Genomic DNA, 20,423 nt, shown 5'->3' on the forward strand with positions numbered 1-20,423 from the left:
ATCAATTAATGTTGTTTTGATCTAAATTTTATCATTCCCGGTTTATAATTGATGATAAAAACACCGCAGATAATTAAAAATGTTGCAATGATGAATTTCTCAGATATCACTTCTCCCAAAATCAACCAACTTAAGAAAATACTTATAATGGTATTGACATAAGAGAGGATTGAAACCTGCGTTGGTAGAAGTGTTTTGAGCAAATAATTATAAGCATAAAAGGCCAAAACAGAACCAAATATTCCCAAATAAACTATCGCCGAAATACTTTTTAAAGACCAAGTTGAAACATCAATGTCATCCGAAAAAGAGAATGCGAAAATCAACTGAACAACACCGGCAAATGCAAACTGGTAAAATAAATTCAGGAAAAGATTATTGCTTTTGACTTGTAGCTTTTTTGTGTATATTGTACCACTCGCCCAACAGAGAAGTGCTAAAATCATCACGATCATTCCGTTTCTGTAATCTGGGTCGGCCAATTCGCTCAAACCGTCCCAAAATATAAAAACAACACCAAAAAAGCCCATCAACAGACCAATCAAAGTTCTGATAGTAAATTTTTCCATCCCGATAATCATACTTCCGATGAAGATGAAGACGGGAGAAAGTGCACTGATTAATGAAGCCAAACTGCTGGTCAAATTCTTTTCTGCAACAGTTGTCAAACCATTTGCTCCAATCAAAAGTAAAGCTGACAAAGTGAGTTGAATTCGGAAGTTTTTCCATCCAATCCATTTTAGGTTTTTGGTGAAAAGTAGAATTGGCAACAAAATCAATGACGCTAAAAGTTGACGCAATCCTGCTACAAACCAGGGCGGAACAGTTTCTACCCCGATTTTTATACCCAGAAAAGTCGTTCCCCAAACAATGGCAACGGTACAAATAGCGATAATGGTTTTGGAATTCAAAGCTGGAAAAATATAAGTGACAAAGGTATTCTAAAAACTCCGATTTTACGCATAAATCTTTATCTTTGGACATCTAATAAAATTTGAACAATGGTCGGAATTATAATGGGAAGTCAAAGCGATTTGCCAATTATGCAACAAGCTGCAGATTTTCTAAAATCTCTGCAAATCCCTTACGAATTAACAGTCGTTTCTGCGCACAGAACGCCCGAGAGAATGTTTGATTATGCCAAAACTGCGAAAGAAAGAGGCCTGAAAGTTATCATCGCAGGTGCTGGAGGTGCGGCGCATCTTCCGGGAATGGTCGCGAGTTGTACAACTCTGCCGGTGATTGGCGTTCCAATTTTGTCCAGCAATTCCATCGATGGTTGGGATTCGGTTTTATCGATTTTGCAAATGCCATCCGGAATTCCCGTTGCGACAGTTGCTCTGAATGGTGCCACAAATGCCGGAATTCTCGCCGCGAAGATTATAGGGACTTCTGATTCCGACGTTTCTCAAAAATTGGAGATTTACCAAAACTCATTGAAAGATAAAGTGCTTGGAACCGTAGATGAGATTAAGAAATTGCATCCGAATCAGTTTGATAGTTAGAATTACTTTTAATGAAGACCGAAATTCAGCAAAGAAATTTTATAAGAAAACAAAAGTTAACCTTCGATGATTTAAAATTAAATGTCATCTGGAAGTCTTATGGAAACAGAGAAGAGCTTGAAATTCCATTTGAAAATATCTTACCGAACAAATTTGACATTAAAAAGAATCATATATTTCTATTTATAATTTCTTCTGTATTTTATTTAATTTCAGGATTTGTCTATTATTGGAGACTAACTGGTGACAATGTTGAGGACTTTGCAGAAGTTTTCTGGTTTTCTATTGCTACTATTTTTTTACTAATTGCGCTTCTTACAAGAGAAAAATACTGGCAGATAAATATTTCGAATAACACTTTTATTAAAATCTACAAAACTAGCCGTAATGAGTATGATGTAAATGAATTTATTACAAATTTATTTGAACAAAGAAACATCTATCTACTTTCAAATTATGGCGATCTAAACCTTAATGCTGATTACGAAAATCAATTAAACAAATTAGTTTGGCTAAGGAAAATGAAAGTTTTAGATGACAATTCTTATCAAGCCAAGAGAGCGGAGCTAGATAAAATGTTTTCGACACAAAAAAATAAAATTGGTTTCTAGAGTTTACTTATCCAAAATCCCCCGAATCTTATTCGCATTCGTGATCAACTCCTCCAAGTAATCAAAATTCTCCTTTTCCAACGCAGATTTGAATTTTCTAAGTTGCGTGATGTGCTCATTCAAAACGTCCAACACATTTTCTTTGTTCTGGCGGAAAATAGGAACCCACATTTCCGGATGCGATTTTGCCAAACGAACCGTACTTGAAAAACCAGAACTCGCCAGTTGAAAGATCGTGTCTTCCTCACGCTCTTTTTCCAAAACCGTATTGGCCAAAGCGTAGGACGTTATGTGTGAAATATGTGAAATGTAGGCCGTGTGAACGTCGTGCGAATCGGCATTCATATAGATCGGGTGCATTTCCAGATTCTCAATCACTTTTTCCACGATTGCCAAAGCGTCAGAATCCGAATCTTCTCGGTTGCAGATCACGGCGGCTTTTCCTGCGAAGCTTTCTTTGGTCGCAGATTTTGGACCAGAGTTTTCCGTTCCCCACATTGGATGGAAAGCCACGAAACGGCTTCTGTTCGGATGGTCTTTGATAGATTCCACAATTCCAAATTTCGTAGAACCCACGTCCATCACGGTTTGATTTTCATTAATCAAATCCAAGACAGTTGGCAAAACTTTTCTCGCCGAATCTACCGGAATGGCGATGATGATCAGATCGGAATTTTTGACGCCGTTTTCCAGATCGGCCTTTTCATCAATAATATTTAATTCCAAAGCTTTGCTAAGGTGAACTTCATCTTGGTCGATTCCATAAACGAAATCTGTGAATTTTTTATCTCTTAATTTCAATGCGATGGATCCACCGATCAATCCGGTTCCGATGATGCTAATTTTCATAATGATTAATTTTTTAAAACAAAAAACCCCGTCAATAGGACGAGGTTTTGATATGGGTACATACGAATCCTAATCCTTTTTGAAGGTCAAAATTGCGTAATAATATGTCGTGTTCATTGTTTTCACAAAACGAAGATAAACATTAATTCTGAAAACTTCAAAACTTCAAACTACAACTTTGAAATTTTACCACATAGACACATAGTTTCTTGTGTGACTTAAGATAAAATTGTTGAAGTTTGATTCTATTTTATCTTTACAAATCAAATCATCCGTTTCTTCTATGTGTCTAGGTGGTTTAAGAAAACTAAGGATTTGAAATAATCAAAGTCGAAGGAATGTCGGACAACCAAAGACTTTTTGAATCAATCAGATTTCGCCAGCTTTTACTGCTGATGAGCATCAAATCTTGGGATTGAAGGAAATCTTTTTCAATCATCTTCTCGTTGTAAAGCGTGATATGATTTGGTGCGATGTGCTCGATGTTTCTGATCAGTTCTCGGATTTCTGTGTTCTTGCGGATTTGCCCGGCCGCATCCAAAATAATGACTTGAGAATCGTTGTTGTTGATGAGTCGTTTTGCATATTCTACCAAATAGAAATCGTTCAAATCAAAAATCGGGATGAAGATCTTGTCGGCACTTTCAAATTTTTTGTCCACCATAATTCCCACAGGAATATTGGTTTTATCCATAATACTCAACGTGAAATCATCGAAAGGAGACGCGTTGAAAATGTAAGATTTCCCTTTTACAGTATTCAATAATTTTTCTGGATTGATGATTTTCGTCGTGAATCCAAGCAGTTTTCCAAGCAAGCTTCCTTCGTAGATCGATTTTCCAAGCATGATCAAAAGCAGATCATAATTGCCCTTGTTGGTGATGCTGATCAAATCGTTTTCAATATCTGTGGACGCTTTGAAAAGGGTAGTGACTTCCAATTTCAATTCATTCGACGTTTCGATCACATTTTCGAAAAGTTCTTTTTCATAATTCTCGATATCAAAGGCGTGAAGCTCGTCAACTGGTGCAATATTCATTGCTGTGATGCTTTTTTTGCCATTCATTTTGTTGGTCAAATTATCAGCGAATTTCAGCAGGGTTTGTCCAGAATCTGGCGTTTCAAAAGAAATAAGAAGTTTGTATTTCTCGTCGTTTTCCGTCTGATCTTCTTCCAACATCGATTTTTTTCCTTTGAAAATATAATTGATCAAATCCAAACTTGGTCCTGTCATAAAAGTGGTGAAAAGTGCCATGATCACAAGCATCGCAAATAATTCTGGACCTAAAACACCTAAGTCGTAACCGATATTAAGAACAATCAATTCTGTAAGTCCTCTTGTGTTCATCAACGCGCCAATCGTGAGACTATCTTTCCAACTGATCCGCAGAAATTTGGCTGTGAGCGCACTTCCTACAAATTTTCCAATCACGGCTGTCAAAATAATAAATCCACCGATTTTCCAAAGATGAGGATCATTCAATAAACCAATTTGCGTTCTAAGTCCCGTGAATACGAAGAAAAGTGGCAACAATAAAACCAAGGCAACATCCTCAACTTTCTCGATGAAAAGATTACGGAATTTGACATTTTCCGGCATAATCGCTCCAGCCATAAATGCCCCGAAAAGTGCGTGGATCCCAATCACTTCAGTCGCGTACGATGAGATGATCAATACCAAGAAAAATACGGCTACCAAAGCTTTATTAATGAAGCCTTTCCCTTTTTGGGACTCGGCAATTCTGGTCAAGAATGGTTTTACCAATTTGATCATCAAGAAGACGTAGAGAATCGCCATCAATATCACAAAAACAGACCCGGAAAATGATCCTGCTTTTACTACTGCGATTACCGCCGCCAAAATACACCAGGCGGTGATGTCATCTGCCGCCGCACAAGTGATGACGATGGTTCCGATCTTTGTTTTATGAAGATTCCGCTCCTGGACAATCCTCGCCAAAACAGGAAAAGCTGTGATACTCATTGCAATCGCTATAAATAGGGCGAAAGAACTAAACTGGATTCCTGGTGGCGCAAATTCCTGATAGATAAAATACGAAAGTCCAACACCCAAGGCAAATGGGAAAATAATACTCGCGTGGCTGATCACCACTGCATCGTGCGCTTTTTTTCTGAGAACGCTGAGATCCAGCTCCATCCCGACGATGTACATAAAAAGTATCAATCCGATTTGACTCAGAAATTGCAAGTTGGGTAAGGATTCTTTCGGAAACATAAACGCAGAAAATTCTGGAAAATAAAGGCCAACCAAAGATGGTCCCAAGACAATACCAGCTATCATTTCACCGATTACGGAAGGTTGTTTCAATTTGACACAGATCCAACCGAAAAGTTTTGCGACAAGGATGATCGTCACGATCTGAGCCAAAAGAAGAGCTAACGGATGATGCAGATTGTCTAAAAAAGACTCCGCAAAATCGTCCCACATCGTTCCTTTGCTTTCGTGAACAATAATATTTTCCGTAGCTTCCAACGTTTTGCCTTGGATGAAAAACCAATACATCAACACGGAAAAGAAGAGAATTGTAAAAATGTAAAATATAATATTCCTATACTTTGCCATAATCATTTAATTTAATTTTACCTGATTCGAAGATGTAAATTTGAGAAGTTTTGATGAATCTTTGTGCCGTTTTTTTTCATTATGTAATGAAGTTTGCAAATAATGTAACGAAACCTACTTGAAGCGATAGCCCAATCCAATTCCCATCTTCCATTTTCCGTTTTCTGTTGCAGTTTTGGCATTGTAATAGAAAGGGATCTGCAATGCTAATTTTCTATAGGCCACAGTGATTCCCATTCCCAAAGTGGGCGTAAGAATGCTGTTTTTGGTCGTTTCGGATCTGTCTTCTTTGATTCTAATCGAAGGTAACATTCCCAACATTATTTTGGTGTTGCGATGAACCAGATTGACATTTGGTCCTGTAAAATTAAAGAATCCGCCATCATCCACATAGCCTGCCACGGCAATTCCGTCAAAAAATGAAACATTGACTTTGGAGTTGTTTTCCTGTGCAAAATTGAAAATGGAAACAAACAATAAGATAAAACCGATCTGCTTTTTCATTCAAAATCTTTTTAAAATTTTGACAAATATAGCTAGGCAGACCATCCGAAATCAGATCTTGTAACGAAAGGGTTTTAAAATGTAATAAAAAGGCGATTTAGAATTTATCCACCAAAGAATTTCTATAAACCTCGCTTACATTCAGTTTTAATGGATTTCCGTCTGATGAAATGCTATCCATAATGATCTCTGATGATGAGAAAATCTTAATATGTTGCACATTGATCATCTCTTTCTTATTGATCTGAACAAAATGTTTCGCCGGTAATAATTCTGACAAATGTTTGAAGCTTAGATTTTTAAGAATCAATTCAGAATTGTTTTTCAGTTTGATGTCTTTGTCTCGGCTGTCTATTTCGGAGGTTTTGATGTAAACGATTTCGTTGGTGAAGATCACGGTTTTTCCAAGATTGGTATTCCATTCGAAAAAACTGTTTTTCTGTTCCTCGCTGATCAGTTTTTCAACCTTTTCCAAAGCCTGTTGTAATCGCTCTTTTTTGATTGGTTTTCGAACATAGTCCACAACATCCAAGTCAAATGCCTCGGCCGCGTATTCTTTGTAAGCGGTGGTGAAAATGATTTTTTTGTTCTTGATAAGTTCGGCAACTTGCAGTCCGTTCGTTCCTGGCATTTCTATGTCGAGGATGCAAAGGTCGCAATCGATATTGTCGATTTCCAGAAGAAAGACTTTTGGGTTGTTGAACGCTTTCACAACTTCTACATTCAGCTCATCACAAAGCAGTTTCAAGTAGCTGATCGCCAGTAATTCATCATCGAGTATAACGCATTTTATCATAGAATTCTCCCAGATTTATTTTTAGATGAGCGGTGTAAATATCGTTGTTTGTGCTTTTCATGAGTTTGTAGTGACTTTTGTAGATCATCTTCAGCCTTTGGTCAAAAGATCCACTTCCGAAACCGCTGTTTTCTTTCTCCATCGGTGTTTTTTCGGAAATCTTGTTGCTTACTTTCATTTCAAAATGGCGATTTTCCAAAATCAAATTAATAGAAATAAAAGAATCCTGAGCCAAAAAATCGGTGTGTTTGAAGGCGTTCTCGATTAAATCTACCGAAATCAAAGGTGCGAAGATCTTCTCGGAATAGATAGAGTCTTCTTTGTCGATTTTAGTTTTGATTCTAAGGTCAAAAAGTGGATTGATCTTGATTTTATTAATGTCGATCAAACTCATTGCGAATTCCAATTCTTCCTTTGGGCTCACATATTTGTTGCTACTTTCGTACAGGATATAATCCAGAATATTCGCGAGTTTGTCCAACGAAATGTAAGTCTGATAAGCGTGCGACTGAACCGAGTTCAGGATGTTTTTGAAAAGGTGGGGATTTAGTTTGGTCTCGATGTGTTCCAATCGAACGTTGTCCAGTTTGTTCTCCAGCGATTTGTAATTGTCCTCTAGGATTTGGTTTTTTGTCTTTGCAGATTTGAATTTTCCATACAGAAAAAAACACAGGACAGTCAGAAGAAATATGGCGAAAATTCCTCCAAACAAAAGATAATCTGGGAGTAATAAATTTTTGCCATTCATATTTTAGAGGTTAGAAGTTAGGCTTTTGAAATTAGATCAAAATTAATAAGAATTAATATTATTTTATCTTTTTCAATCCGGTAAAGTCTGCACTTTCCTTACATTTTGAAAAATTAATTTCAAACTTTGGATCATTTTTAGGATACAACAATAGATATTCTGGACAAGGTTTTTTCTGGGCTTTGCTTCTGTCAAAGTCGATTTTTCCGTTTGGAATAATTTCGTCTTTTAATTTTTTTTCAGAAATTTTATTGAGTTCCATTTCTTTTTTGAAATCTTCAGATAATGCAAAATCCTTGGTCAAAGTTTCTGCAATCACTCGGTCATTGGGAAAATAAGAACAACTCGTTCCTTTTTGATTGAGGATGAAAAATACGATTAATAGACCGGGAATCAGCCCGATGGTATAGAATTTAAGTTTTTTGAACATTATCGCTTTTTAGAAAATCAATAAATTAATATCGTGGTAAGGAAGATCGAATCTGTTGCAAATCATCTGCTTCGTGTGACGTCCTTTGTACATATAAAGTGATTGCTTGATCTCGCTTTTGTGGATCAGCATATTCTCGAAACCACCTTCCTCGTCGTAACCTAAAAGATAACTTAAGAAGAAATTGCTGACTGCTTTTGTCGTCGTTCTCGGCATTTTTGAAGTCAAGTTGGGCAACCCGCAATGGATCACACCGTGTTTTACGATGAATGGATTTTCGATCGTCGTCAATTCTGACGTCTCGATTACTTTTCCGTTATCGATGGTAATATCAATGATGACGCTTCCTTTTTTCATCTTCATCACCATATCTTCTGTGACGATTGGCGACAAATTGAGTCTTGGCAATGCACCAATTACAACGTCGGCTCTTCGCAGTGCTTTCGTCAATTCTTTAGGATCGATGATGGATGTCGGAACACGACTGTCAACCAAAGTGTGGAGTCTTCGCAGTTTGGAAAGAGAATTGTCAAAAACTTTAACACTTGCGCCAAGTCCAATTGCCGCCTTGGTTGCAAATTCGCCAACGATTCCGGCGCCTAAAATTACAACTTCTGCAGGACGAACACCTGTGATTCCGCCAAGCATCAATCCGTTTGACATTGCCAAAAGTTCCGATGAGTAAAGGATGGAAACAGTTCCAGCGATTTCGCCAATCAATCTCACAAGGGAAAGTTGTTTGTACTCATCCATGATGAATTCGAAAGCGATGGCGTTGACTTTTTTGCAAGCCAATTTCAAGAAATAATCCTTGTCTCGAAGGTTGATTTGCAATGCCGAAATGAGATAGGTCATTGGTCTTAGAAACTCAATCTCCTCTTCTGTAGGTGGATTTATTTTGAGAACGAGATCTTGGGCAAATGCCACTTTCGGATCATTGGTGATTTCTGCACCTGCTTCGGAATATAATAAATCTGAGTAATGTGAGCCAAGTCCAGTTCCACTTTCTATGATGACTTTATGGCCATTATTCACCAAAATCTGAACGGCGTCTGGGATGATGCACGTTCTTTTTTCGTTCAGGCAGGTTTCTTTCGGGATTCCAATGCTGAATGTTTTTCCTTTTTTTACAACTTCGAGTTTCTCTTCCTTAGGAATCAAATCCTCTTCTGTGAAAGGCGTAAATATGGTAGATGTACTGCTCATGAAAATGAATCGTTAATCAAAAATAAAGAACAAAGATAAAACAATTTACGGTAAGGCTTACTTAAAATCGATTTCACGACTGGATTCTGTATTTGTAATCGTCATTTCGTGAAAATCGTAAGCTTCTAGTTCGTCCATATAGATCTCCGGCCATTCGATTATTGATAGAAAACAATTGTCCAAATATTCCTCGATCCCGAAGTCATAGGCTTCATCTACGGATTTCAATCGGTATAAATCAAAATGAAAAACTTTTCCTTTCGGCGTGTCATACTCATTTACAATAGAGTAGGTTGGCGATGAAACTTCGTCCTGGCTTCCCAATTCTTTAAGAAGCACTTGTGAAAAAGTCGTTTTTCCTGCGCCAAGATTTCCTTTTAATAATAGAATAGGGTGTTTAATCTCTGGAATGATTTGAGCAACAACGTCTTTCCATTCTTCAAGAGTAGTGATAGAGAATTTCATTTTTCTTTTTTGCAAAAATAATCTTTTTGGAAAATTATTGATGGATGTTTTTAATCAGAATTATTGAACATATTATTAACTTTACAGATTGAAATTTTTATTAATATTAAATAGACAAAATTCTAAGTCTAATATTAAACATCTACGCAAAGATTGATCACAAAAGAAACCATAGACCAAATTTTTTCGACCATCCGGGTTGAGGAGATTATCGGCGAATACGTTCAACTGAAAAGAGCTGGCTCCAACTTTAAGGGTCTGAGTCCTTTTCACGAGGAAAAATCACCGAGTTTTGTCGTTTCTCCGAGCAAGCAAATTTGGAAGGATTTCTCTACTGGGAAAGGGGGAACTGCGATTTCTTTCTTGATGGAAATCGAGAATTTTACTTATCCAGAAGCACTTCGGCACGCGGCGAAAAAGTACGGGATCGAGATCAAGGAAGATTTAAAAGAATATTCCGAAGAACAGATCCAGGCACAGACCGAGCGAGATATTCTGTACAAGATCCACGAGATCGCCAACGATTTTTTCCAAACTCAGCTTTGGGAATCTGAGGAAGGCCAGATGATTGCCTATTCTTACTTTAAAGAAAGAGAACTTAGGGATGATATTATTAAAAAATTCCAACTCGGCTATTCTCCAGAAAAGAAAAATGCTTTCACTGAATTTGCGCTCGATAAGGCTTATTCCAAAGAAATCTTAGAAAAATCAGGACTTTCCATATTTCCCGAAAACACACCTTCTGGAATTGATAGATTCCGTGATCGCGTGGTTTTTCCAATCCACAGTTTCTCAGGAAGAGTTCTAGGTTTTGGCGCGAGGATTCTCAAGAATAATGTCAAAACGGCAAAATATCTCAATTCGCCAGAAACCGAGATCTACCATAAATCAAACGTTCTTTATGGCTTAAATCAAGGCAAGCAAGCTATCTCCAGAAAGAATCTCTGTCTTTTGGTGGAAGGTTATATGGACGTTGTTTCGCTTCATCAATCTGGAATTGAAAACGTGGTGGCAAGTTCCGGAACGTCTTTGACAACGGAGCAAATTAAACTAATAAAACGCCTCACCGAAAACGTCACAATTCTTTTCGATGGTGATAATGCAGGAATAAAAGCCAGCTTCCGAAGCATCGATATGTTGCTTTCGGAAGGAATGAATATCCGCGTTTTGCTTTTTCCAGACGGCGATGATCCAGATTCTTTCGCAAGAAAACATCCACAAGATTATGTTGAGAATTTCATCGACAAAGAAGCGAAAGATTTCATCGATTTTAAGGCTGAGATCCTTCTCAAAGAAGCCAATGATGATCCTATCAAAAAAGCAGAAGCCATTCGTGACATCGTCAAGTCGGTGGCTTTTGTGAAAAATGATTTGAAGCGTGAGGTTTATCTGAAGGAAGTTTCAAATAAATTTGGTCTCAGCGAGCAAAGTTTGTTCAATGAACTTCAAATCCATAAAAATTCTGCCGAGCAGGAGAGAAAGCCTTCATCGTTTCAGGAAAAACAGGCGCCTCAGAAGTTAGAAGTCGTTCAGGAAGTTTCAGAAACCATCAATCCGCTTTTGATGCTCGAGGAAAAGTTGGTGGATCTGATGTTGAAATATGGTGACCTCGTCCTCAACAGAAAAGACCACGAAGGCAACGAATATCAGATCACGGTCATCGAGGAAATTCTCAATCATCTCGAGGAAGACGAATGTGAAATTCAACTCAACATCAATCAAAAGATAATTTCCGAGATCAAAGAAGGAATTGAAAAAAAGGAATTGCGTTCGGGCAAGTTCTTCTTCAATTTTATGGACGAGGAAGTTTCCGGCAAATTGGCAAATGCGCTTATCGATAATTATCAGACCAGCAATTGGAATCAATACAATATCTATTTCAGCTCCGAGGAAGAGGTGCTTCCAAAAATGGTTTCAGACATCGTTTTGAGACACAAAAGAGAATATGTAGTGAAGATCATCAATGACCTCAAACATTCTCTTAATACAGAGGAAGATGGAACGCCGATCTACCAACAAATTATCCTTCTGACTCAACTGAAGAACAATTTAGACAAAGAATTATTTCGTATTTTGTGACAGAAAGTCCTACTTTAGCAAAGGAATAGAAATTGCAAACTCATTAAAAGATTATTAAAAACAACCACAGATAATATGGACATTAAAAAAGAATTCAGAGATTTCTCAGTAAAACATTTGGGAAACAACGGTCTGGTTACAGATCAATATATGGGAATGTTTAACCCGACCAACCTCACGCCTTACATTATGGAGGAGCGTAGGATGAACGTTGCACAGATGGACGTTTTCTCCCGATTGATGATGGATAGGATCATTTTCCTGGGAACAGGCATCGACGATCAGGTTGCGAACATCGTGACGGCACAGTTGCTTTTCTTGGAAAGTTCTGACTCGGCGAAAGATATTCAGATCTACATCAATTCCCCTGGTGGAAGCGTTTACGCAGGATTAGGGATTTATGATACGATGCAGATCATCAAGCCAAACGTAGCAACAATTTGTACAGGGATCGCAGCATCAATGGGTGCAGTGCTTTTGGTAGCAGGTGAAAAAGGAAAACGTTCCGCCTTGAAACATTCTAGAGTGATGATCCACCAGCCAAGTGGTGGCGCACAAGGTGTAGCTTCCGATATGGAGATCAACCTGAGAGAGATGTTGAAGTTGAAAAAAGAACTTTATGACATCATTTCCGACCACTCCGGACAAACTTACGAATGGGTAGAGAAAGCGTCTGACAGAGATTACTGGATGACCTCTACCGAAGCTAAAGAGTACGGAATGGTAGACGAAGTTTTGGAAAGAAAACCTTAATATATCAAATATTAAAACTATAAAACCTGATTCAATTTGAGTCAGGTTTTTTTGCATTTATATTTCAACTCGTTCAAGGCGATTTACATATTTGAATTGCTGTAATTCAAGGCTTTAAATCAGACTTTAATAATTGTTAAAGCAAAATAGTGAAAAATCTAATGATTTACCAACGTAAACCATTTAAAATTCAACAATTTCTCAAAGAAAATTAACAAAAAATTTTATATTTGCTAAATGGATTATAAAAAATTAATCATACGAGGAATCTCCTACAGCCAAACCCAATCGGGAGCCTATGCGCTGTTGCTGGAACATGAAGAAACATCAGTCAAACTGCCTGTTGTTATTGGGAATTTTGAAGCTCAATCCATTTCTTTGGGATTAGAAAAAGACATCAATCCACCTCGTCCTTTGACACACGATTTGTTCACTCAGTTTGTGAAAAATACCAACTTTAAAATCGAATCTGTCATCATCTACCAAATAAAAGATGGCGTTTTCTTTTCAAATATCAATTTTAAGAATCCTTTATCGGACGAAGAACTCATATTGGATGCCAGAACTTCTGACGCCGTTGCAATGGCTGTTCGTTTTGATGCACCGATTTTCACTACTTCCGACGTTCTCAATGAAGCCGGAATTCTTTTGGAACTCGATGAAACACCGAAAGTAGGAGATGAAGAATCGGATTCGGACGATGTTTCAGATTTCAATGATTTGTCCGGAGTTTCTGCGGAGGAGTTGAATCAATTATTAGCAGATGCTGTGAAAGAAGAAGATTTTGATACAGCGCTCAGGTTGCAGGAGGAAATTAAAAGAAGAAACAAAAAAATCGACTAACCAGTACTAATATCATTTTTAAATATAATGAGTCTAAAATTACGATTGACCATACTTAGTTTTCTGCAATTTTTTGTGTGGGGAGCTTGGCTTACAACTTTAGGAACTTACGGTTTTGCATATAAACAATGGAGTGGTGCTGAGTTTGGGGCTGTTTTTTCTACCTTAGGTATTGCTTCTATTTTTATGCCTGCCTTGATGGGAATTGTGGCTGACAAATGGATCAACGCAGAAAAGTTGTACGGGAGTCTTCATATTCTTTATGGTATTACGCTTTTTATGTTGGCAAAAACCAATGATCCCACCACATTTTTTTGGATTTTGCTAGTTGGAATGTGCTTTTACATGCCAACGCTTTCTTTGTCCAATTCGATCTCATATAAATTATTAAAAGACAGCAAATACGATGTTGTAAAGGTTTTTCCACCGATACGAGTTTGGGGAACCATTGGATTTATCGTAGCAATGTGGGTCACCAATATCTTCAGTGATGAGCAGTCTTTTTCTGAATTTGGAAAAAATATAGGAATCAATATTGCGGATTTTTTCGGTAATTCATTGAATGCCAATCAGTTTTATTTTGCCGGAATTATAGCCGTTCTTCTAGGAGTGTTCGCTTTCTTCCTTCCAAAATGTCCGCCTCCAAGATTGATTAGCAAAGATGCAACGCTATCTCAGAAATTAGGATTGGATGCTTTCAAACTTTTTGGTGAGAGAAAAATGGCAATGTTTTTCGTCTTTTCTATGTTTTTGGGCGCTGCATTGCAACTTACAAATATGTATGGTGATACTTTTCTAAAAGATTTTGGAAATGTAGAAGCTTTCAAAAATTCTGCAGTTGTACAATATTCCACAATCATAATTTCAATTTCTCAAATTTCGGAAACGCTTTTCATCCTCGCTATTCCATTTTTTCTCTACAAGTTCGGCATAAAAAAAGTGATGCTTATAAGTATGATAGCTTGGGTTTTAAGATTTGGATTCTTTTCATTTGGAGCTCCTGAAGGATTTGGATTGGTCTTGATCATTTTATCAAATATCATTTACGGAATGGCTTTCGATTTTTTCAATATATCTGGTTCTTTGTTTGTGGAGACAACTACGGATAGCAAAATTCGATCTTCTGCACAAGGTGTTTTTATGATGATGACCAATGGTTTTGGAGCCATATTGGGAAGTTCTATTAGCGGTTGGCTTATCACAAATTATTTTACATCATCCATTGGTGAGAAAATGTGGTCGGATATTTGGTTTTATTTTGCAGCTTATGCATTAGTGATCGCCATTCTTTTCGGATTGTTTTTCAGACACAAACATTCTGTCGCAGACGTTGAAAAAATCACTCACTAGTAATCTACACTAAAATCGTGGCATATTTTTATATGTACTACAGAAAAGTATAATTTTATGAAAAAAGTATTCACCAATCTATTTTTGGTTTCAGCATTTTTAATGGCTGGCAATGTTGTGACAAGTTGCGACAAGGTAGATGATTTAATAGACGACATCTCTGTTCCTGTACCATTTACAATTAAAACGGATTTTGATACACAGTTTCCTTTTGCTACTGTAAATACTACAGATTTGGTTCCTTATCCGGAAATCCCAGTTAATATTGATGTAGATGCGAAAATTAAAGAGCAATATTCATCATTGTCTATCAATAATTTGAAAGCAGCAAAATTGGAGAGTTTCAGTATTGAGGCTCTCGAAGGCAATGCAATCCCTTTGGATGCGATCAAGGATGCTGAAGTTTACATGAGGGCACCAAATCTACCGGACGTTTTAATTGGGAGTATTACAAATAATACAAATGCGACCAAAATTAATTTCACACCTACTAATGAAGATTTGATCAATCATTTAAAATCGAAGCAGAACTCTTTCTTTCTCAAAATTAGAGGTTCGAAAGTCACTGCCGGAAATATGAAAATCAAAATTAGTACAGGCTTCAGAATAGAAGTTGGATTATAAGAGCTAAAGATGACCTAATGGTCATCTTTTTTTGTGAATTGATCCGGATTCTGTGAGCTTTCGTCAGACACCAATAGGTGAATGATGAGCCCAACGATCACCAGACCATTTGTTGTCGTCCACAGAGTATGTGGGAGTGGCAAAGAATAGAATGGATTATACAATAAAGTCAGAAATACAAAGATTTTGACGTCAAGATGATCGCGCCTTTGAAAGGCATCATAGGCCAATCTTCCAAATCCAGCAAACAGAAGGTAACCGCTTAGTCTGTAGAAAAAATAGGGCATTTTGAAAAAACACAGGAGGAGAATTCCTGCCAAGATTAATTTTAAAAGCTGAATCATAAATGGTGTGGTTGTTGTAAAAATAGTGAATAATCAATTATTCAAAACTATGACAGCGTTTTTTTTAACTATATTTTAATATGATGAAAAGATTAGAGCAAGTATTTCATAATCAAGGTGAATTTTTCAAAACAGGTAAAACACTTGATTTAGATTTTAGAAAAGCGCAGTTGAAGAAGTTGGAAAATATTCTTAAAGCTAGTGAGAACCTTCTGTACGAAGCCATCTACAAAGATTTCCGAAAGTCAGAGTTTGAAACTTACACGACAGAATTATCTTTTATTTATAATGAAATCAAGTTCTATATCAAGAATTTGAAAAAGCTAAGCAAACCACAAAAAGTAAAGACCAACCTTTCAAATTTTCCAGGAAGCAGCTATATCTACAAAGATCCGTACGGTAAATCTTTGGTAATTGGCGCGTGGAATTATCCATATCAGTTGAGTCTTTTGCCAGTTGTTTGCGCAATTGCCTCAGGAAATGTCTGTATTTTGAAGCCAAGCGAAATGGCGGAAAATACGTCTGAAATTATGGCAAAGCTCATCAATGAAAATTTTCCTGAGAATTATCTCTATGTTTCTGAGGGCGGAGTAGAAGTAACTTCGGAATTGCTTGAACTTAATTTTGATAAGATATTTTTCACGGGAAGTCCCAAAATTGGAAAAATTGTTTACGAAGCCACTGCAAAAAATCTAACGCCGGTTACTCTGGAATTAGGTGGAAAAAGTCCTGTGATTGTTTCTGATAATTCTAATTTGGATGTTGCTGCAAAAAGAATAGTTTGGGGAAAATTCCTGAATGCCGGACAAACTTGCATCGCACCCGATTTTGTTTTAGTTCATAGAAATGTAAGATCAAAATTCATAGATTGTTTAACAAAATATCTTGACCAATTTGATTATCAGGAAAATGCAAGTCATTACACCAGTATTATCAATTCAAAGAATTTCCAAAGACTTGAAAAATTGATTGATGACGAAAAAGTAATCTACGGAAATCATAAAAATCCTGATACCAATTTTCTTTCGCCAACGGTTTTGGATAATGTTTCGTGGGATGATGATGTGATGCAGGAAGAAATCTTTGGTCCAATATTACCGATTTTGACATATGAAAATTTTCAGCAAACGATTGACGATTTGAAGTCGAAAGAGAAACCCTTGTCGGCTTATTTATTTTCTGATGAAGAAGATGAAAAGTCTTACTTTCTCAATCATTTTTCATTCGGAGGTGGTTGTATTAATGATGTTTTGATGCACATTGGAAACGGAAATTTACCTTTTGGAGGCGTTGGAAATAGTGGAATAGGTAATTATCACGGGAAATTTGGTTTTGATGCTTTCGTTCATCAAAAAGCAATTTTGAAGAGAAAAACTTGGGGTGAACCAAACCTGAAATATCCGCCGTACAGCGATAAAAAAATATCTTTCCTAAAAAGATTTCTTTAATCTATTCAAAAACCAAATTATTCTGGATTGCCAAAGATTTCAGTTCCGTTTCTTCCCATTCTTTTTGGGCGTCGCTTTTCAATGTAATGCCACCACCAACAAAGAGAAATGCGTAATTTTTAAAGAAGCTTGCACATCGTAGATTCACAAAATAATAAACAAAATCCTCAGTCTCAACCTTGATGTAACCAGCGTAAAATTCTCTTTTGAAATGCTCGATACTTTTGATTCCTTGCGCGCAAAGTTCTTTAGGAAAGCCACAAACTGCGGGTGTTGGATGCAATTCCGAAATAATCTTATCCAAACTTTCCGGACTTATTTCTGCAGAAAAATCAGTTTTGAGATGTTTTATGTTCCCTGAAATCAAATCTTTGGTCGATGAAACTTTCAGATTGGAAGAGAATTTCCTCAAAATAGATTGAATATATTCTGTAACTGCTTTCTGTTCCTCGATTTCCTTATCTGTCCAACTTTCATCCAACGGCAAAGTTCCTGCGAGGCTCATCGTTTCAAATGAGTTTGTTTTCTTGTCAAATTTTCCCAAGACTTCAGAAAATCCGCCCATCCAAATCTCATTGTTTTTTTCGAAAAGATAACAGAATGCAGAAGGGTAGTTGTCGCAGAATTTCAGAAAACTTTTCGTTAACGATAGTTTTTTCTGAGAATCAATGTCGAGATACATCAAAAGTTTCCTTCTGGAAAGTACCAACTTTTTAAGCTCATTTTTCTCGATGAAATCTTTGGCTTGGTTAATTTTGATTGCATAGGAATCGCAAGTTTCTTTCCCGATTTCTATTAATGAACTCTTGTTTTTCGGAGCAACATTGCAGTTTTCTATGTCTTCTTTTGAAATTTCCTTGATGGAGCCTTTGAAGTCCAAAACGGTTTTAGAATCAAAACTGACGAATGAAACCTGTTTTTCTGATGAGTTTTCCAACGTGTGAAAAACCTCTGAGTCTGGCAATCTGAAAACGAGCATATTGAAAAAAATAAATTAAACTTTTCCGACTGGGACGATGTTGTTTGTCATTGTCGTGTGATTGATGAGGTTTCCTTTTTCGTCTCGAATCTCGATTTGGGAAACGTGCATCGTGTTTCCTTTTCTGATGAAAGTCGCCGTTCCAGTTACGACTCCTTCTCTAATTGCTCGCAAATGATTGCTATTGATATTTGTGCCAACCGGAACAGATTTGGAAAGGTCAAGATTAATTAATGACAAGCAAGATCCCAAAGTCTCCGCCAAAACGCAACTCGCGCCACCGTGCATAATGCCGTAAGGCTGATGAACCTTCGGTGTTACAGGCATCGTAGCGGTCAGATGATCATCTGACACATCGGTGTAAACAATGTCAAGCGTTTCGCCCAAAGTGTTTTTGCTGGCTTTATTTAGTTGCTCGAGTATTTCTGTTTTTTTTGCGTCTTCCATCAAGTAAATTTAAAGGATTAAATGATTAAAAAATTAAATGATTTGAATTGGAATCATTTATCTTCTATCTTTTATCAATTATAGTTAGTAAATCTGCGGATTCCAGTTCTCAGGATGTTTTGGCGTAATGTCATATTTCACGTAGAAATCCTGAATTTCCTGCATCACTTCTTCAAAAGTATGTGTTTCCAATTTCTCGTATGGAATGATGTAGCCCAAATTAATGGTTTTTCTTTTGTAGTCGCCACCAGCCAACACGATTGGAACTTTCGCCGCCAATGCCATATTGTAGAAGCCTTTTCGCCATTTCGGAACCCAACTTCTTGTTCCTTCGGGCGTGATCACAAGACTAAAATCATCTTTTTTAAACTCATTCACAACAAATTTCACAAGGTCGTTTTTCTGAGAACGATCGATTCCAACGCCACCTAGGCCTTTCACGATTCCACCGTAGAAAGCTTTGGTGTGCGCATCTTTGATGATGACTTTCAATTTCTTTCCCAAAACCCAATAGGCGAGATTGCCGAGGATATATTCGCTGTTGTCCGTGTGTGGCGCAACTACTAGGATGCATCTGTCAAGATTGTTCACATCGCCTTGCAGAACGACTTTCCAACCGATTAGTTTTAGAATTGCTTTTGCAATAAGTTTTTTCATAAGTAAACTATTACTTTTTTAAATGTTCTCTGGAATCGAGATTACATAAATACAAAAAAATAAAGTACAGCCACAAGGCTATACTTTACAAATTTACAAAATATGTTTATTTTTTAAGAAATATCTAAATATTCTTTACGTTCTAAAAAAGGCTGGTGAAAAAATCCACCAATTTGATAGCGATTGTAATTACAAGTTGTATCATTTTGTTTAAGTTTTTTGGTTAGAAAATAATTTCTGAAACAAATTTAATAAATTTAATAATGTTATTAATAAAATTTTGGTTAATTTTTTATTAAATTTCTAATTTATGCTCGGGTAGGTTACGGCATTGGTAAGATCCAAAGGATTGTAGCTTTTCAGGATGTGTTCCTGCATTACCTTTGCCATCTCTTTGAATTGTTCCTTGCTCGTGATCTTTTTTCCTCCAACTTGGAAAGTTCCAGGTGGTACGTCGTCAAATTTTTCTCTCAGTTCCTTCATTGGATCGTTGTAAAACTTCAGCATTTGCTTGTGCATATCTCCAATTTTTACTTCCAATGGTTTTTTGCCTGCAAACTTTTCCAAGAAATCTGACGTGTCATAAGTCTTGTCAAGCTTTTGACTTTTTACTAATTTGAAAATGAAATTATCTTTGCTGTCATTCAGTTCGAAAATCAAACCTGGCAAACCTCGGAATTTGTAGGGGCCTTCTGAGATGTTGATGTCTTTGGAAAACCACGCTGTCCATTCTCTTCCGCCAAAATTAGTAGTTGCTTTTTGCAAAGTGTATTGTGCAGAAGTTTTGGTTTCATTTTCTAGTTTCCAATCAATTTTGTCGGTGGTTTGGTAGGAAAAATAGTCCATCATCATTTCGTAATTGGTATTCTGAAAAGAATTTTTCTTTCTTGTGATGACAGGCACACCGGTCCAATTGTAATTGCGACCTCCTTTTTTGTTGATCGAGTCGTTCAAAACACTTTCATAATCATAGAATTTGACATCAGTTGGATTAATGTCCAAAGCCATATTGGTCTTTCTGTATTCTGTAGATTCCGAATTTGGTCTGAATTGATATTCGTAAATGAATCTGTGCGTTTGTGCTTTTGATAATGTGGTGAAAAATACCAAAAGTAAAAAAGTATAGATTTTCATAGTTAATAATCATTTATCGTTTAACAATTATCATTTATAATTTTTAGGAGAACTAGAGGAAAAGCGG

22 protein-coding genes are annotated in these 20,423 nt (G+C 36.8%); 8 read left to right on the plus strand and 14 right to left on the minus strand.

From position 1 onward, the window contains the following. Positions 1-5: 5 nt before the first annotated feature. Complete coding sequence (locus tag IO90_RS05270) at positions 6-911, minus strand: DMT family transporter (protein ID WP_034964689.1); 906 nt, start codon at positions 909-911, stop codon at positions 6-8. 90 nt (positions 912-1,001) lie between these two features. Here IO90_RS05270 and purE point away from each other — a divergent pair, with 90 nt between their 5' ends. Then, positions 1,002-1,505, plus strand: coding sequence for a 5-(carboxyamino)imidazole ribonucleotide mutase (gene purE, locus IO90_RS05275; RefSeq protein ID WP_034964690.1), 504 nt, complete (start codon positions 1,002-1,004; stop codon positions 1,503-1,505). Between the two features lie 11 nt (positions 1,506-1,516). After that, complete coding sequence (locus tag IO90_RS05280; protein ID WP_034964692.1) at positions 1,517-2,116, plus strand: hypothetical protein; 600 nt, start codon at positions 1,517-1,519, stop codon at positions 2,114-2,116. A 3-nt stretch (positions 2,117-2,119) separates the two neighbouring features. Here IO90_RS05280 and IO90_RS05285 read toward each other — a convergent pair whose 3' ends face one another. From IO90_RS05285 to tsaE, 8 genes are all read right to left on the minus strand, one after another. After that, positions 2,120-2,965, minus strand: coding sequence for a prephenate dehydrogenase (locus IO90_RS05285; protein ID WP_034964695.1), 846 nt, complete (start codon positions 2,963-2,965; stop codon positions 2,120-2,122). A 307-nt stretch (positions 2,966-3,272) separates the two neighbouring features. Continuing rightward, entirely contained in the window at positions 3,273-5,549 is a 2,277-nt protein-coding gene (locus IO90_RS05290; protein ID WP_034964772.1) for a cation:proton antiporter, read from the minus strand. A 114-nt stretch (positions 5,550-5,663) separates the two neighbouring features. Beyond that, positions 5,664-6,053, minus strand: a complete 390-nt coding sequence (locus tag IO90_RS05295) for a hypothetical protein (protein ID WP_034964697.1) — start codon at positions 6,051-6,053, stop codon at positions 5,664-5,666. Positions 6,054-6,150: 97 nt separating this feature from the next. Then, positions 6,151-6,849, minus strand: a complete 699-nt coding sequence (locus IO90_RS05300) for a LytR/AlgR family response regulator transcription factor (protein WP_034964700.1) — start codon at positions 6,847-6,849, stop codon at positions 6,151-6,153. Next, positions 6,824-7,597, minus strand: coding sequence for a histidine kinase (locus IO90_RS05305; RefSeq protein WP_034964702.1), 774 nt, complete (start codon positions 7,595-7,597; stop codon positions 6,824-6,826). Before IO90_RS05305 ends, IO90_RS05300 begins: the two co-directional genes overlap by 26 nt. A 58-nt stretch (positions 7,598-7,655) precedes the next feature. Next, positions 7,656-8,027, minus strand: a complete 372-nt coding sequence (locus IO90_RS05310; RefSeq protein WP_034964704.1) for a hypothetical protein — start codon at positions 8,025-8,027, stop codon at positions 7,656-7,658. A 9-nt stretch (positions 8,028-8,036) separates the two neighbouring features. Continuing rightward, positions 8,037-9,233 (minus strand): alanine dehydrogenase, encoded by a 1,197-nt coding sequence (locus IO90_RS05315; RefSeq protein ID WP_034964706.1) that lies wholly within the window; start codon positions 9,231-9,233, stop codon positions 8,037-8,039. A 57-nt stretch (positions 9,234-9,290) separates the two neighbouring features. Continuing rightward, positions 9,291-9,698, minus strand: coding sequence for a tRNA (adenosine(37)-N6)-threonylcarbamoyltransferase complex ATPase subunit type 1 TsaE (gene tsaE, locus IO90_RS05320; RefSeq protein WP_034964707.1), 408 nt, complete (start codon positions 9,696-9,698; stop codon positions 9,291-9,293). Between the two features lie 153 nt (positions 9,699-9,851). On the opposite strand from tsaE, the gene dnaG reads away from it, so the two are divergent. The 5 genes from dnaG (at position 9,852) to IO90_RS05345 (ending at position 15,347) form a co-directional block, all read left to right on the plus strand. Further along, a complete protein-coding gene (gene dnaG / locus IO90_RS05325; RefSeq protein ID WP_034964709.1) occupies positions 9,852-11,777 on the plus strand; it encodes a DNA primase in 1,926 nt (641 codons plus the stop codon). 75 nt (positions 11,778-11,852) lie between these two features. Beyond that, positions 11,853-12,530, plus strand: a complete 678-nt coding sequence (gene clpP, locus IO90_RS05330; RefSeq protein ID WP_034964710.1) for an ATP-dependent Clp endopeptidase proteolytic subunit ClpP — start codon at positions 11,853-11,855, stop codon at positions 12,528-12,530. A 237-nt stretch (positions 12,531-12,767) separates the two neighbouring features. Beyond that, positions 12,768-13,373 (plus strand): bifunctional nuclease family protein, encoded by a 606-nt coding sequence (locus tag IO90_RS05335; protein ID WP_034964712.1) that lies wholly within the window; start codon positions 12,768-12,770, stop codon positions 13,371-13,373. Between the two features lie 27 nt (positions 13,374-13,400). Continuing rightward, on the plus strand, positions 13,401-14,723 hold the full coding sequence (locus IO90_RS05340) for a nucleoside permease (RefSeq protein ID WP_034964713.1): 1,323 nt from the start codon (positions 13,401-13,403) through the stop codon (positions 14,721-14,723). A 57-nt stretch (positions 14,724-14,780) separates the two neighbouring features. Then, positions 14,781-15,347 (plus strand): hypothetical protein, encoded by a 567-nt coding sequence (locus IO90_RS05345; protein WP_034964716.1) that lies wholly within the window; start codon positions 14,781-14,783, stop codon positions 15,345-15,347. A 14-nt stretch (positions 15,348-15,361) separates the two neighbouring features. On the opposite strand, the gene IO90_RS05350 is transcribed toward IO90_RS05345, so the two are convergent. Further along, positions 15,362-15,691: a DUF6804 family protein gene (locus IO90_RS05350; protein WP_051878323.1), complete on the minus strand. Its 330-nt coding sequence runs from the start codon at positions 15,689-15,691 to the stop codon at positions 15,362-15,364. 83 nt (positions 15,692-15,774) lie between these two features. On the opposite strand from IO90_RS05350, the gene IO90_RS05355 reads away from it, so the two are divergent. Continuing rightward, positions 15,775-17,139, plus strand: a complete 1,365-nt coding sequence (locus tag IO90_RS05355) for an aldehyde dehydrogenase (RefSeq protein WP_034964718.1) — start codon at positions 15,775-15,777, stop codon at positions 17,137-17,139. A 1-nt stretch (position 17,140) separates the two neighbouring features. Here IO90_RS05355 and IO90_RS05360 read toward each other — a convergent pair whose 3' ends face one another. The 4 genes from IO90_RS05360 to IO90_RS05375 form a co-directional block, all read right to left on the minus strand. Further along, positions 17,141-18,118: a chorismate-binding protein gene (locus IO90_RS05360; RefSeq protein ID WP_034964720.1), complete on the minus strand. Its 978-nt coding sequence runs from the start codon at positions 18,116-18,118 to the stop codon at positions 17,141-17,143. Positions 18,119-18,133: 15 nt separating this feature from the next. Further along, complete coding sequence (locus IO90_RS05365; protein ID WP_034964724.1) at positions 18,134-18,565, minus strand: PaaI family thioesterase; 432 nt, start codon at positions 18,563-18,565, stop codon at positions 18,134-18,136. A gap of 84 nt (positions 18,566-18,649) precedes the next feature. Further along, the gene (locus IO90_RS05370; RefSeq protein WP_034964725.1) at positions 18,650-19,222 is read right to left on the minus strand and encodes a 1-acyl-sn-glycerol-3-phosphate acyltransferase; all 573 of its coding nucleotides are present in this window, start codon (positions 19,220-19,222) and stop codon (positions 18,650-18,652) included. Positions 19,223-19,525: 303 nt separating this feature from the next. Further along, a complete protein-coding gene (locus tag IO90_RS05375) occupies positions 19,526-20,356 on the minus strand; it encodes a GLPGLI family protein (protein WP_034964727.1) in 831 nt (276 codons plus the stop codon). Positions 20,357-20,423 lie beyond the last annotated feature (67 nt).

Source organism: Chryseobacterium sp. FH1, assembly GCF_000735135.1.
Classification (GTDB): Bacteria; Bacteroidota; Bacteroidia; order Flavobacteriales; family Weeksellaceae; genus Epilithonimonas.

Excerpts from the sequence above, each read along its gene's own strand:
- tsaE (WP_034964707.1), bottom strand. The coding sequence starts at position 9,698 with ATGAAATTCTCTATCACTACTCTTGAAGAATGGAAAGACGTTGTTGCT.
- IO90_RS05315 (WP_034964706.1), bottom strand. The coding sequence starts at position 9,233 with ATGAGCAGTACATCTACCATATTTACGCCTTTCACAGAAGAGGATTTG.
- IO90_RS05345 (WP_034964716.1), top strand. The coding sequence starts at position 14,781 with ATGAAAAAAGTATTCACCAATCTATTTTTGGTTTCAGCATTTTTAATG.
- IO90_RS05365 (WP_034964724.1), bottom strand. The coding sequence starts at position 18,565 with ATGGAAGACGCAAAAAAAACAGAAATACTCGAGCAACTAAATAAAGCC.
- IO90_RS05370 (WP_034964725.1), bottom strand. The coding sequence starts at position 19,222 with ATGAAAAAACTTATTGCAAAAGCAATTCTAAAACTAATCGGTTGGAAA.
- purE (WP_034964690.1), top strand. The coding sequence starts at position 1,002 with ATGGTCGGAATTATAATGGGAAGTCAAAGCGATTTGCCAATTATGCAA.
- IO90_RS05295 (WP_034964697.1), bottom strand. The coding sequence starts at position 6,053 with ATGAAAAAGCAGATCGGTTTTATCTTATTGTTTGTTTCCATTTTCAAT.
- clpP (WP_034964710.1), top strand. The coding sequence starts at position 11,853 with ATGGACATTAAAAAAGAATTCAGAGATTTCTCAGTAAAACATTTGGGA.
- IO90_RS05355 (WP_034964718.1), top strand. The coding sequence starts at position 15,775 with ATGAAAAGATTAGAGCAAGTATTTCATAATCAAGGTGAATTTTTCAAA.
- IO90_RS05280 (WP_034964692.1), top strand. The coding sequence starts at position 1,517 with ATGAAGACCGAAATTCAGCAAAGAAATTTTATAAGAAAACAAAAGTTA.
- IO90_RS05375 (WP_034964727.1), bottom strand. The coding sequence starts at position 20,356 with ATGAAAATCTATACTTTTTTACTTTTGGTATTTTTCACCACATTATCA.
- IO90_RS05360 (WP_034964720.1), bottom strand. The coding sequence starts at position 18,118 with ATGCTCGTTTTCAGATTGCCAGACTCAGAGGTTTTTCACACGTTGGAA.
- IO90_RS05290 (WP_034964772.1), bottom strand. The coding sequence starts at position 5,549 with ATGGCAAAGTATAGGAATATTATATTTTACATTTTTACAATTCTCTTC.
- IO90_RS05285 (WP_034964695.1), bottom strand. The coding sequence starts at position 2,965 with ATGAAAATTAGCATCATCGGAACCGGATTGATCGGTGGATCCATCGCA.
- IO90_RS05310 (WP_034964704.1), bottom strand. The coding sequence starts at position 8,027 with ATGTTCAAAAAACTTAAATTCTATACCATCGGGCTGATTCCCGGTCTA.
- IO90_RS05350 (WP_051878323.1), bottom strand. The coding sequence starts at position 15,691 with ATGATTCAGCTTTTAAAATTAATCTTGGCAGGAATTCTCCTCCTGTGT.
- IO90_RS05340 (WP_034964713.1), top strand. The coding sequence starts at position 13,401 with ATGAGTCTAAAATTACGATTGACCATACTTAGTTTTCTGCAATTTTTT.
- IO90_RS05335 (WP_034964712.1), top strand. The coding sequence starts at position 12,768 with ATGGATTATAAAAAATTAATCATACGAGGAATCTCCTACAGCCAAACC.
- IO90_RS05305 (WP_034964702.1), bottom strand. The coding sequence starts at position 7,597 with ATGAATGGCAAAAATTTATTACTCCCAGATTATCTTTTGTTTGGAGGA.
- IO90_RS05300 (WP_034964700.1), bottom strand. The coding sequence starts at position 6,849 with ATGATAAAATGCGTTATACTCGATGATGAATTACTGGCGATCAGCTAC.